Here is an 11683-nt window from a genome sequence, read left to right on the forward strand (position 1 = left end):
TTCTCGCTACCGTCTGCAACCGATCGACACGATGAGCTACCTCGCCGAGGCCCTGGCCCGGAAGGTCGCGAGCGTCTTCATGTCGTCGGTTGGCGGGTCCGGGTCGGGAAGCGGTTCGGTGTCGAGATGCCAGCCGGACTTGCACTGGGCCATCCGCAGCTTGCGCGCCCGCTCCGCGCACGACGGGCACTTGCTCGCCAGGGTCGCCCCGCAGGGCACGGCGTGCACCGAAGTCTCCCCGGTGATGGTGTCGACACGTCGCATGGCCAGCGGGCGGATGCACACCCCGTTCTCCACCGCCACGGCCTCCACGACCTGGCGAGCGAGCGGCATCCGGGCACGGTCGACCCGCGACGAACCGGCCGAGGGAGCAGGAACAGACGACGGGGCAGGAACGGACGAGGGCGGGGCGGGGGCGAACGAGGGCACGGGCGACCAGTCCCACGAGGCAGGGCAGACCGAACGGGGGAAGGAGCCGGACGTCGGCCGCCGGGTACCGCACCCCCCGCCCCACCGATGGGACGCTTGATGAGGGCCGCCCGGCCATGGTCGCGCCTGCTCCGCCCACCCGGAGCCCGCTCCGTCTTATGGGCATAACGGACACTACGTGCGTGACCATCCGTGTGCCAACAGTTATACCGTCAATGTATTGCGACCCGGTATAACCGGTTGGCCTGCCCATCTCTACTTGGTATGGCCTTCATCCATTGGTGGTATGGCCGCTGCCGCGCCCATCGAGCAGCCCGCGCCCAGGGCCGACGATGAAATCGACGTCCACCGCTGATGCACGCACGAGCCGGTGTCGATCCGCCAGGACTCCCGCCGTTCCAGATCCTCGATCCACACCGGCCGCCGGGTCAGCGGCTCCGCCACCCGCATATGCGCCCAGCCGTGCGCACGAGCGAACTCCGACCGGGCGAACGAGCCCACAACCTCCCCGTCACCATCGACGACCAGCAGCCGCCCGGAGCTGTGGCCAGGCACCGCAGGGGGCCGAGGCGTGCCGTATGACGGCGGAGCGGCGGCGGAGGAGAGCAGACCGTGGTGAACAGCCAGCGCCAACGTCATCGGCCCCGGGCTCGTGGGTACGGCTATGGCGGCGTCGACAGCGGTGCCAGCATCCGCCGAGTGCTCCGGAGTGTCGTCGTTGAATCGGCGGAGGAGTTCCGGGCGCCAGGTCTCGCCGATGGCGACGACAGCGCCGTCGAGCCCCGCTTGCTGCCCTGCGGTGAACGCTGTCGCTTCCGTGCCGGTGACCCATCGTCCGGCGACGAGCAGCGGGGATGGGTCCAGCGCGAGAACCGTGACCAGGGCCCGCCGGTAGTCCGCGAGGGTGAGTGGCGGGTCGCCTTTCGGGTCGTCGTCGTAGGCGGCGTCGCGATCGAGCAGGGCCAGCACGTACGACCGGTACGTCGCCGCGATCGTCGCTTGCCTGGTGCCGCCCATCAGGCCACCGCCGCGTGCGCATCGGCCGCCTGGACCGACGCGGGGAACCGCACCGGGCCGACGCCGTACTCCGACCAGCCGACCTCGCGGGCGTACCGGTCGGCCGCGCCCGCGGTCTCGAACGCCAACACGATCTCCCGCACCCGTTGGCCGTCGCCCTCGAACCGCACGAGCCCGTAGACCGGTTCTTCCGCCTTCATGGGCAGTGGCTCCCCTCGCCATCCGTCCTGCTCCGCCGCGCACCTTGCGGTGACGTTGAGCGTCGATCAGATGACGGGACGTCCCTGCCGCCGATCGGGGACGTTTAGAACGTCTATGATGCTGTCCGTAACGTCCCCGGAAGGAGGGTGTGACAGTGGCGGCCCAGGGAACCAACGAGCACTTGCGGGTGGCCATGGCATCGAGCGGTATGGAGATCGAGACCCTTGCGCGATCAGTCGGCGTGGACCCCAAGACCGTGCAGCGCTGGTTGAAAGGACGCCTTCCCCACCCGCGGCACCGGTGGAAGGCCTCCGACGCACTCGGCCGCTCCGAAGAGGAACTCTGGCCGGAAGCCAGCGCGGCCAGCGCCTCCGGCTCTCTCGTGACCAGCGAGATCGTGTCGGCCTACGCCCGCCGCGCCGACGCGCCATCCCAGCTCTGGTCACGCCTCCTGGACCGCGCCGGGACGACGATCGACCTCATGGGCTACGCGATGCTGTTCTTCCCCGAGCAGCACCCCGACCTGCCCCGCATCCTCGCCGACAAGTGCGCCCAGGGCCTACGCGTCCGCATCGCCCTGGCGGACCCGGAATGCGCCGAGGTCACCGCCCGCGACGAGCTGGAGAACCTCGGCGGGACGCTCCCGGGACGTATCCGCTCGACCGTCGGCCACTTCGAGCCCCTGCTGTCCAACCCCGGTGTGGAGCTGCGCTTCCACCGGGTGCCGCTGTGCAACGCGCTCTACCGGTTCGACGACCAGATGCTCGTCACGCCGTACCTATACAAGCTGCACGGTTTCCAGCACCCCATGCTCCACCTGAAGCGGCACAGCCCCGCCGGCCTCTTCGAGAGCTACGCCCACCAGTTCGAAGCCATCTGGACCGCACCCACCACCAGGCCGCACGACGCCCGACCAGACCGGGAGGCATGACCCGATGGGCCGCGTCGACTACTACCACGACCCCCACGCCCCCACCGCGAACTCCCTGGTCGTCGGAGGGTCCGCCATCGTCGCCGACGCCCAGGGCCGCATCCTGCTCCAGCGGCGCAGCGACTCCGGGAACTGGGCGCTCCCCGGCGGGAAGATGGACATCGGCGAGACCTTCGCTGACTGCGTCATCCGCGAGACCAAGGAAGAGACCGGCTTCGACGTGCGGATCGACCGCATCGTCGGCATCTACTCCGACCCCGGCCACGTCTTCGCCTACGACGATGGCGAGGTCCGCCAGCAGTTCAACATCTGCTGCGCCTGCACCATCACCGACGGAACCCTCCAGGTCAGCGACGAATCCACGGCTGTCGACTTCCACGACCCCGCCACCCTCGACGAGCTGACCATGCACGACAGCATCCGGATCCGCATCCGCGACTACCTCGCTGCCGGCCCACCGGTACTCCGTTGAGACTGCCGAATCTGTCTGTTTAGGATCAAGAAGGCTACTTCTGGGGCTGCGCCACGCGACGGCTGCGCGTGGCCCTGGCGGGCCATGCTCGCCGGCGTGTCGCTGCCTGTGCCGTACCAGGGGTCCGGAGATCGACAGCAACAGCCTGACGAGCTACCGCCAGTCCGCATGGCTGAGGACCTCGATCCGGATAAGATCCCATAGTGCGCGATGAGACTCCGGCCAGTGTCAGCGTTACAGGGAGCGAGCGGTGAGCCCGACCGAGTTCGCCAGTGAATCTCTCGCGCTTGTCGTTCGCGGGAGATTCGACCCGACTAAATTTTCTCCAGGCTGGCTACTTGTAAATCACCTTATAGGGGAAGAACAGACAAGATCGGCAAAGATACAAGCCATTACCCCGCAAATATCAATCTTCGCTGCAGGTTGGCTGAGTGTGCAGGTTACGGAAGATACCTTCTCTCTGAGTACATCGGATCCGACAGAGTATCTCCGACTTCGCGATCTAGCTCTTGGCATCTTCGACATTCTAGAAGATTCTCCAGTCAATGCCATTGGCATCAATAGAAGCTTCCATATCAAAATAGACTCCATCGAGCGTTGGCATTCAATCGGAGACACCGTCGCGCCCAAAAAAATTTGGGAACAGGCGATGCTGCTCCCAGGAACCGTCGGACTGACTGTACGCGGCTCACGCAAGGACGAGTACGCAGGATACATACAGGTAAGATTCGAGCCGTCGAACCTGATTAATCGCGGAATTTTCGTCGAACGCAATGACCATTATATTTTGAAAAAAGTAGACAGACAGCCGAGCACAAGGGAGGAGCTCTTCGGCTTGGAGAATTTGGCCAGCCTCGAAATTCCACCCGCTCCGGGCCATCTGAAGATTGCCGCAGAAATTCTGCGCAGCAACTGGCAGGCGTCGCTGACAGATTCAGCAGATATTGTCAGAATCTTTGCGGAAATGGGGGAATTCCGTGAAGCCTGAATCGCTTCTCGTGACCACTACAAACAATCCAGTTAAGATCGAGATTGGAACCTACGTAGGCGTACCAAAAAAACCATCTTCGGCTATCCATGAAACAGATTCTTCAATTCATGCAGATCGTAATCAAATTAAGTATATGGAGTCGCCTCCGGGTGGCAATAAATCCGCCTATTCTGTTGGCTATCGCGGTACGACCGTCCTTGCAAATCAAGGGTATATAGGTCAAGCGCCCCATCTCGAGTCGGTCACCGAACTCGACATCTGGGAGGGTGTCGTTACAGAAGTTCAGTCCGAAACTTTTTTCGCAACCCTACAGTCACAGAATGAGCCATCACGCTTGACTGTAGAGCTGGAGATAAAAGACGTATCGCTAGACGACAGGAACCTGGTAGCACCGGGTGCATATTTCTACATCTCTATAAAGCGTGTTCGCAATTTGACTGGCCGCCCCACAACGACGTCTTCTATACATTTCCGCCGGCTTCCCACCTGGCAGCCGTCGACCCTCTCTCGCGCGTTGGAAGCGGCTGCGGCGTATCGGGCGGAGCTGGGGTTTGACGATTAGAAGGGACTGCCCACCGGACGATGTTGTTGAAATTTCAATATTTGGCCCCGGCTTGGGTGAATGCTGCCTTCTGCATCTCGGATGGAATGAATGGATAATCGTCGATTCTTGCATCGACCAGCGCACCGGTGCACACCCAGCCCTTTCTTACTTGTCCGAGATTGATGTATCTCCGGAGTCGGTAAAGCTAGTTGTTGCGACACACGCACACAACGATCATATCGCGGGGATATCCAACGTCGTTAGCGCCTGCATCAATGCAGATTTCGTCGTCTCGGCGGCGGCGACTAGCGAAGAATTCTTCGGACTACTAATGTTTGATCGTGAGATCTCGGGGGTAGTAAGGCAGTCCGCATACGATGAGTACCGGAAGGCTCAAGCAGTTCTTGCAGCGCGAGCACGCAATAGCGGTCGTGGAAGAGGCGTTCCCGCCTACCGTCACGCACTCGCAGATCGTCCAATATACAGACGGGCCGAGACTGCCGACCATAGAGCCGCAAACGTAATCGCGTTGTCCCCCTCTGATGAGGCGGTTACAAAAGCTGGCCAGTATTTGACGAGCTTGTACCCGGTACCTGGCGAGCCTCCTCGGCGGCTTGCGCCGCCCGACCCAAACACCTTGGCCGTAGCACTGTGGGTGGAAGTTGGCGATACCTCATTACTGCTCGGCTCGGATCTGACCCGAGGTCCCGGGAAAAATTCTGGCTGGGCCGCTGTCCTGGGCTCGAGTATGAAGCCGTCTTCAAAGGCAGAGGTTTTCAAGATTCCGCATCACGGATCACCAAACGCCCACCACGAAGACGTATGGTCGCAAATGCTCGTGGAGAACTGCGTAGCGCTAGTCGCTCCCTATCGCGCAGGTGTGACGCCTAGACCATCCCTCGACGACGCAAAAAGAATATGCAATCTTACGGATCGCGCCTATGTATCCGCGCGACCAACACTTCCTGCGCAATCAGCTAAGCTCCGGCGGGCAGCATCTGGCCTAGCTACCCTTGCGCGCTCTATCCATGAGGTAGAGGGAATTCCCGGTCAGGTCCGAGCACGCAAGAATCTTGCCGGGGGTGATTGGCGGATAGATGTCCAAAAGCCGGCGGTCAAGCTTGAGCACGCATACGAGGTAACCATACGTGATTGAAGTTCCACACGCCTATTAATTGATCTTGGGTCGGGGTGTCAGAGGCGAATGGGGGTAGCCACCGCTGTAGCAACGTCCATGGAGGTCGACGACGTTGACGTCCACCAGCGGACTGCAGCGCCAAGTTAAGCCCCTGGGGTGCTGGTATTTTCTGTGCCTTCTAAGCGCCAGGTGACGCTGGGCTGGCCCGGCTGCTCACGTCGGGTGCCCTTCCCCAGCCGGGCGCCCGATGATCTGACGGGACACCGGCCGCGTCAAGGGCGCCCTTCGGGCGGTCCTTCGGACTGGCTGCGCCACCCTTGACCCGACCGGCGTCCCGCGCAGGCGAAGGCGCTCTCCGGGGAACGGGACAAAGAAATGGGAGGCACGAGGAGCCGCCGTGGCCCCTCGTGCCGGTCCGCAGCCAGTCCGCAGGATCGTGAGAAACCGCCGAAGACGATGGCAGATGCCGTAAGCCATCCGCGCAGGTCACGCAGCATCTGTCGAGGTCAGCGAGGATTCCGGAAGTCCCTCATAATCCGTCGGTCGTGGGTTCGAGCCCCACCCGCCCCACGCCGTCTGACGTGTCCATTCACGGTGGAGGCTCGAGCAGCCCCGTGTTGATGTTGGTTTAGGCGGCGAGAGCGTGCGCGGGGCGGACCGTCCGCGGGACTGGTAGCCAGGGCGTGCCGGCGAGGGCGAGGCGGATGGCGTCGATGGCGGTCAGGCCGTGGTCGCGGGCGGAGACGAGGTAGGAGCGCACGCGCAGGTAGGCGGCCAGCGTGGTGGGGGTGTGCCAGTAGCCCGAGACGGCCTGGTGGCGTTTCGGGAGGCGGATCGCCTGCTCGCTGGCATTGTTCGTCCAGGGGATCGTGAAGTTGGTGGTGAAGAGCCAGACCTGGTCGGCCTTCGCGGCGAGCCGGCGGGCCAAAACCAGGCCGGGATGGTTGCGGTCGTCGGCCCAGGGGCGGGACAGGTTCGCGAGTTCGCCGATGCGGACGTCGGCGTCGTAGGGGGTCCGCAGGCCGTCGATCGTGGTCTGGTCCAGGCGGTTCCTGCCGGCGGCGCGGGCGGCGACGACGAGGTGGCCGGCCTCGCGGAGCAGGTCGATGAGCCGGCCGGCCCACTTCTGGACCTTCGGCGCGAGCGTCAGCACCGCCCGCAGCGAGCGAATGAGGTGCGAACAGCACAGTTGCACGCCGGTGAGGGTGGGGTCGTACTGGTGCCAGCCGGCGTAGTCGTCCCGGGTGAACAGGCCGTGCCAGCCGGTCAGGACGCCGGTGGTGTCGATCGCTTCCGACGACCGGGAGCTGATCGCCGCGTACCAGACCAGCCCGGGCGTCGGGGTGCGTACGACCAGCAGGTGCGGGGTGCCCGACAGGACGGTGCCGGTGGCCTCGTCCAGGTCCTTGCGCAGCACGTTGACGGGCGACTCGTCACCGCAGAGCACCGGCTCGGCCCGCAGCGCGGCTTTCATCGCCTCGTCGAAGCCGGCAGCCTCCAGGTCCTGGGTGAGCCGTTCGTTCGCGCGGGCGACGAACCCGGACGAGACCGGCACCCCGAGCAGCCCGTCGATCACCATCGCGGCCCGCTGGACCGGCACGTTCGCCTCCGAGGCGAGCAGCACCGCCGCGCCGTGCAGCCTGGGCCCGTAGGACACCGCGCCCGCCGCCGCGTGCCGCACCCCCGGAACCACGGCGGTGGTGACCTTCCGGCAGCACGCGCAGCGCCGCCGCGGCAACACCCACTCGACCTTCTCCAGCACCGGTTCGCACAAGTCCCAGACCTGCGCCCACCCGTCCGCCAGCACCCCCGCGTCGGACAGATCCGCCTGGCACGACGAGCATTCCGACGGCGGGTCCGCCGACAACGACCGGTCCGGCTCCGCCTCCCGGGCCAGCCCCGACCCCGGATGGCCCGGCTGCCCGCCCGGCTTCTTCTCCTTCGACCGGACCCGCTCCGAGGACGCCCGCCGCTCGGCCTTCCGCTTCTCCCGCGCGCCGATCGGCTCCTTCGACGGCGGCACAGAGGAGTTCGTACTGTCCATCGACAACCGCCGACGCAGCTCGGCGAGTTCGAGCTCAAGTTCCTCGACCCGCCGCACGGCCCGGTCCCGCTCGGCGCGCACCGCGCCAAGCTCCACCTCATGCCGTGCGGCCGAGTCCTCCACGACCCGACGCAGCCGCTCGTTGACCGACGCCAACCGCTCGTTCGCCGCCACCGACGCGGCCTGCCCGGCGGCGAGTTCCTCGATCCGCGTCTCGGCAGCCGCGAGACGCGACTCCCACGACGATGCGGACAGCTCAGCCACAGCTCTGATCATCCACGCCCAGCCACCAGGATCAAGCAACGACCACAGCGCGTCCCCGCAACACAAACCCCAAGGTCAGCGGGCTACCCCGGCGCACCCGTGAATGGACACGCCCCCGAGTCATCAAACGAGCCCGCCACAACAGCTATCTCGTCAAACGCGATACCCACATCACCACCCGTCACGTCGGGCCACCAACCGTAACGCTCCCGCGTGTCGCTTAATTCAGCGGCATTGACTCTAGAGCCGACACAGAGAATATGCATACCTTCTCAAAATAGAGAGGAACACTCAGGTGGGAACCCCATGCAATCGCAAATCATTCGCAGAATTCACGTAGCCCCCGCAGAGCCCATCAGCGCGGCCCGGTCTTGCCGTGTTCATGCTTGCCACGCCGACCGCCGCCTATTTCCTCCGGGCACCCGACTGTCACCCTTGTCACGGTCCAGCCCTCACAGAGACGCGGCTCGAACCCGCTGCACGAATCGAGCCGGCGGGGCTCGGGTGCTCCCCCGAAGGCACCCGAGCCCCCGCGAGGCGCACGCCGGCCCGTCGCACATCTGTCGTGGCGCGCGAGTGCCGCCGTCGGACCGCGACCGGCGCGGCGGACGCCCGGGGAGTCGCCGGGGGCACCGGGCAACAGCGAGTCCTCCGGTCGGCGAGGCCCATCGAGGGGTACCCGCCTTCTCCCGTCAATGCCGCTGGGCGTGGTCTCGCGTCATCTGTGGGTGGACTGCTGCCGACCGAAACGGCCGGGAGTCCGCGACGGGGCCGCGTTGCCCGAGGCGCTCGCACCGTGGCAGGGCCCGGCCAGCCCGCCCCGCGACGGGAAGCGAAACGGCTGTGCCACAGGCTGTCCCGCCTCGGCAGCCGGATCACTCGCCACGCCCGACCGCCCCGAAGGACCCCTGGACGTGGACCGGCTGCCTGGCCCGCGGCCAAGGACCTCACCCATGAACGGTCGGGACCAGAGCCCCAGGTCAGCGACGTAAGCCGGCGTTTCCGCCGCGGCTTTCGAGGGTGACACGGGTGCTGGGACAGCCGAATTTGCGCACAGAAAGTCACGACACCAGCTTGACAATGAAAATCATCTCCATTTACGTTTCTGACGATTCTCCACCAGTCCGGTGGGGTTCTCACTTCATGCCATGTGAGCGGGGGTGGCCGGTGTCGGACCGGTACGGCGACATCACCTACGGGCCGGAGTGGTCGGCCCGGTGGGAACGTGACTTCGGCACCCGGCCCGACACCGAGGACGCGGTGCGGTGCCTGGCCGACCTGTCCGGTGGCAGGCCGCTGCTCGAGCTCGGCGTCGGCACCGGGCGGATCGCTCTCCCGCTCGCGGGGCGCGGAGTGCCGGTGCACGGGGTCGACAACTCGTTGTCGATGCTCGACCAGCTGCGTGCCAAACCGGGCGCGGACGCCGTGACGGTCCTGGAAGGGGACATCGTGACGGGCGAGTTCGGCGGGCCGTTCGCCGTGGTGGCCATGCCGAGCTACACGATCTCGGCGATCACCTCGCAGGACGAGCAGGTGGACTGCTTCGCCAACGCCGCCCGCCACCTCACCGAGGACGGCTGCTTCGTCCTGGAGGCCATGGTGCCGCGCAGCGAGGCCCTCCTCTCCGGCGCGCAGCGGACGGTCCGGATCGAGCCCGGGGAGGTCGTGCTCCACGTGACCACCCCGGTGGACCCGCTGAGCGGAGTGGCGTCGGCCTGCCACGTCTACCTCCGCCACGGGGAGACGCCGCAGCTGCGCCCGCTGCAGGCACGGCACGCGTGGCCGGCGGAGCTCGACCTGATGGCCCGGCTGGCGGGGCTGCGCCTGCTGCACCGCTGGGGCGGCTGGGACCGGCGCCCGTTCGGTACCGACAGCCTCAAGCACATCTCGGTCTACGGCCGGCGAGCCGCGTGACAGCCCCGTCGACGCGGTCGATGCCGGTCGGGGCGACGCTCGCCGTCGCCAACGGAGCCTGGAACTTCGACGGCCCCGTCATGGCCGCCGGCTTCGTCGACCACGTGCGCCGCTCCGTCCCGTTCTACGACGCCGGCCACGGGCTGGCCGCGGAGCTCGCCAGCACGTTCGTGCGCCCCGGCGGGCTGGGCTACGAGTTCGGCACCTCGACGGGGCAGCTGCTGCGCACGCTGGCGACGTCCGCCGAACGCAACCGGGCCGCGTCCTGGGTCGGGGTGGAGCGGGTGCCGGAGATGGTCGAGTCGGCGCGCCGGCACTGCGCCGGGCTGGGCAACGTCAGCGTGGTGGAGGCCGACCTCACCGACTTCGAGCTCCGTCCCTGCGACTTCGCCGTCGCCTACCTGACCCTGAACTTCCTCGACGAGAAGCCGCGGGCGGACGTGCTCGCCCGGGTCCGCCAGTCGTTGCGCGAGGGCGGTGGGTTGTTCGTCTTCGAGAAGGTGCTGACGCCGGACCCACACCTGGCAGCCGTCATCGACCTGCTTCACCTCCGGTTCAAGCGGGCCAACGGACTCAGCCCGGAGGAGATCCTGAACAAGGCGGACAGCCTGGCTGGGATCCTGCAGCCGGCGACGGCCGAGGAGTACGTCGACCTGCTGCGGGCCGCGGGGTTCCGCCGGGTCACCTCCGTGATGCGGTACCTGTGCTTCGAAGGGTTCCTGGCCCAGTGAGAGATCCCTGGCGCCTCGCGCTGGCCGACGCCCGCGCCCGCCGGCAGCTGGCAGTCGTCGCCGCGATCCTGCTGGCGCTGACCGCCACGTCGGTCGGGATGGGCCTGCTGCTGGCACGGGTGCTGGCCGACGTCATCGGCGGCGACTCCCTGGGGGACGTCGCGCCGCTCCTGGGCGCCGTCGTGGCGGTACAGGTCCTGCGCTGCCTGCTGCTCTGGTGGCGGCGGGTCGTGGCGGTACGCGCGGCCGGGGAGGTCCGGGCCTCGATCCGGCGCCGCCTCGGTGAGGCACTGCTCGCGCTCGGCCCCGCCGGGCTCGCGGACCGGCGCACCGGCTCGGTGCAGTCGACCGTGGTGGACGGGGTGGAGAGCCTCGACCCGTTCGTGGCGCTGTTCGCCCCGCAGGCCATCGCCGCGATGATCGGGGCCGGCGCCACCACCGCGGTGCTTGTCATGATCGATCCGGTCATCGGGATCACGGTCGGCGTGTGCGCGGCGGCGGCACCCGCGGTGCCGCGGCTGTCCCGCCGGCTGCTGCGCTCCCGCTACCTGCCGTGGTGGAAGTCCTACACCCGCATGTATGCCGACAACCTCGACGCCGTGCAGGGCATGACCACCCTGAAAGGGCTCGGCGCGAGCCGCCGCCGGGCGGACGAACTGGCCGCGCAGGCCGACGAGTTCCGCCGGCACTCGACCCGGCTGAACGCGGTCGTGCTCGTCTACGTGGGTCTGGTGACGCTACTCGTCGGCGGTGGCAGCGCCGCCGCGCTCGCCGTCGGCTCGCTGCGGCACGCGGGCGGCGGGCTGAGCACGGTCGAGCTGTTCACGGTCCTGCTGCTGACCCGGGAGTGCTTCCGCCCGGTCCGGGAGCTGCAGGAGGCCTACCACGCGTCGTACTCGGCCATCCCCGCCGCGCGGGCGGCCCGCGAGCTCATCGAGGCCGGCCAGCAGGCTGCGCGCCGGCCTCGCGGCGGGGAGCCGCCGGCGGCACCGCCCCACGATCCCCAG

General features: G+C 66.9%; 11 protein-coding genes and 1 pseudogene. 8 read left to right on the top strand and 4 right to left on the bottom strand.

From position 1 onward, the window contains the following. Window positions 1–54: 54 nt before the first annotated feature. From AC08OV_RS19050 to AC08OV_RS19060, 3 genes and pseudogenes are all read right to left on the bottom strand, one after another. A pseudogene (locus AC08OV_RS19050) lies at window positions 55–429 on the bottom strand (replication initiator); the annotation flags it as partial. Window positions 430–684: 255 nt separating this feature from the next. Further along, window positions 685–1446, bottom strand: coding sequence for a hypothetical protein (locus AC08OV_RS19055; RefSeq protein ID WP_476614454.1), 762 nt, complete (start codon window positions 1444–1446; stop codon window positions 685–687). Continuing rightward, on the bottom strand, window positions 1446–1646 hold the full coding sequence (locus AC08OV_RS19060) for a hypothetical protein (RefSeq protein ID WP_476614453.1): 201 nt from the start codon (window positions 1644–1646) through the stop codon (window positions 1446–1448). The genes AC08OV_RS19055 and AC08OV_RS19060 overlap by 1 nt, the downstream gene beginning before the upstream one ends. Before the next feature lie 155 nt (window positions 1647–1801). Between AC08OV_RS19060 and AC08OV_RS19065 the strand changes: the two genes are divergently transcribed. The 5 genes from AC08OV_RS19065 to AC08OV_RS19085 all read left to right on the top strand — a co-directional run bounded on the left by AC08OV_RS19065 (window position 1802) and on the right by AC08OV_RS19085 (window position 5741). Then, the gene (locus AC08OV_RS19065) at window positions 1802–2578 is read left to right on the top strand and encodes a helix-turn-helix domain-containing protein (protein ID WP_476614452.1); all 777 of its coding nucleotides are present in this window, start codon (window positions 1802–1804) and stop codon (window positions 2576–2578) included. A gap of 4 nt (window positions 2579–2582) precedes the next feature. After that, window positions 2583–3050: an NUDIX hydrolase gene (locus AC08OV_RS19070; protein ID WP_476614451.1), complete on the top strand. Its 468-nt coding sequence runs from the start codon at window positions 2583–2585 to the stop codon at window positions 3048–3050. Between the two features lie 250 nt (window positions 3051–3300). Further along, window positions 3301–4038 carry a hypothetical protein gene (locus tag AC08OV_RS19075; RefSeq protein WP_476614450.1) on the top strand — a complete coding sequence of 246 codons (738 nt, stop codon included), beginning with the start codon at window positions 3301–3303 and terminating at the stop codon, window positions 4036–4038. After that, the gene (locus tag AC08OV_RS19080) at window positions 4028–4603 is read left to right on the top strand and encodes a hypothetical protein (protein ID WP_476614449.1); all 576 of its coding nucleotides are present in this window, start codon (window positions 4028–4030) and stop codon (window positions 4601–4603) included. Before AC08OV_RS19075 ends, AC08OV_RS19080 begins: the two co-directional genes overlap by 11 nt. 52 nt (window positions 4604–4655) lie before the next feature. After that, window positions 4656–5741, top strand: a complete 1086-nt coding sequence (locus tag AC08OV_RS19085; RefSeq protein ID WP_476620053.1) for an MBL fold metallo-hydrolase — start codon at window positions 4656–4658, stop codon at window positions 5739–5741. Between the two features lie 610 nt (window positions 5742–6351). Here the strand turns inward: AC08OV_RS19085 and tnpC are convergent. After that, complete coding sequence (gene tnpC / locus AC08OV_RS19090) at window positions 6352–8043, bottom strand: IS66 family transposase (RefSeq protein WP_476614447.1); 1692 nt, start codon at window positions 8041–8043, stop codon at window positions 6352–6354. Between the two features lie 1155 nt (window positions 8044–9198). Between tnpC and AC08OV_RS19095 the strand changes: the two genes are divergently transcribed. The 3 genes from AC08OV_RS19095 to AC08OV_RS19105 all read left to right on the top strand — a co-directional run. Next, window positions 9199–9945: a class I SAM-dependent DNA methyltransferase gene (locus AC08OV_RS19095; RefSeq protein WP_476614446.1), complete on the top strand. Its 747-nt coding sequence runs from the start codon at window positions 9199–9201 to the stop codon at window positions 9943–9945. A gap of 20 nt (window positions 9946–9965) precedes the next feature. Further along, entirely contained in the window at window positions 9966–10676 is a 711-nt protein-coding gene (locus tag AC08OV_RS19100; protein ID WP_476620051.1) for a methyltransferase domain-containing protein, read from the top strand. Further along, a partial coding sequence (locus AC08OV_RS19105; protein ID WP_476620052.1) for an ABC transporter transmembrane domain-containing protein occupies window positions 10673–11683 on the top strand: 1011 nt, incomplete at its 3' end. The genes AC08OV_RS19100 and AC08OV_RS19105, both read left to right, overlap by 4 nt.

It is taken from the genome of Frankia sp. CeTa3Moorea (assembly GCF_978021225.1).

Bases quoted from the DNA above. Each gene is read 5' to 3' on its own strand.
- AC08OV_RS19070 (WP_476614451.1), top strand. From the start codon at position 2,583: ATGGGCCGCGTCGACTACTACCACGACCCCCACGCCCCCACCGCGAAC.
- AC08OV_RS19055 (WP_476614454.1), bottom strand. From the start codon at position 1,446: ATGGGCGGCACCAGGCAAGCGACGATCGCGGCGACGTACCGGTCGTAC.
- AC08OV_RS19060 (WP_476614453.1), bottom strand. From the start codon at position 1,646: ATGAAGGCGGAAGAACCGGTCTACGGGCTCGTGCGGTTCGAGGGCGAC.
- AC08OV_RS19100 (WP_476620051.1), top strand. From the start codon at position 9,966: ATGCCGGTCGGGGCGACGCTCGCCGTCGCCAACGGAGCCTGGAACTTC.
- tnpC (WP_476614447.1), bottom strand. From the start codon at position 8,043: ATGATCAGAGCTGTGGCTGAGCTGTCCGCATCGTCGTGGGAGTCGCGT.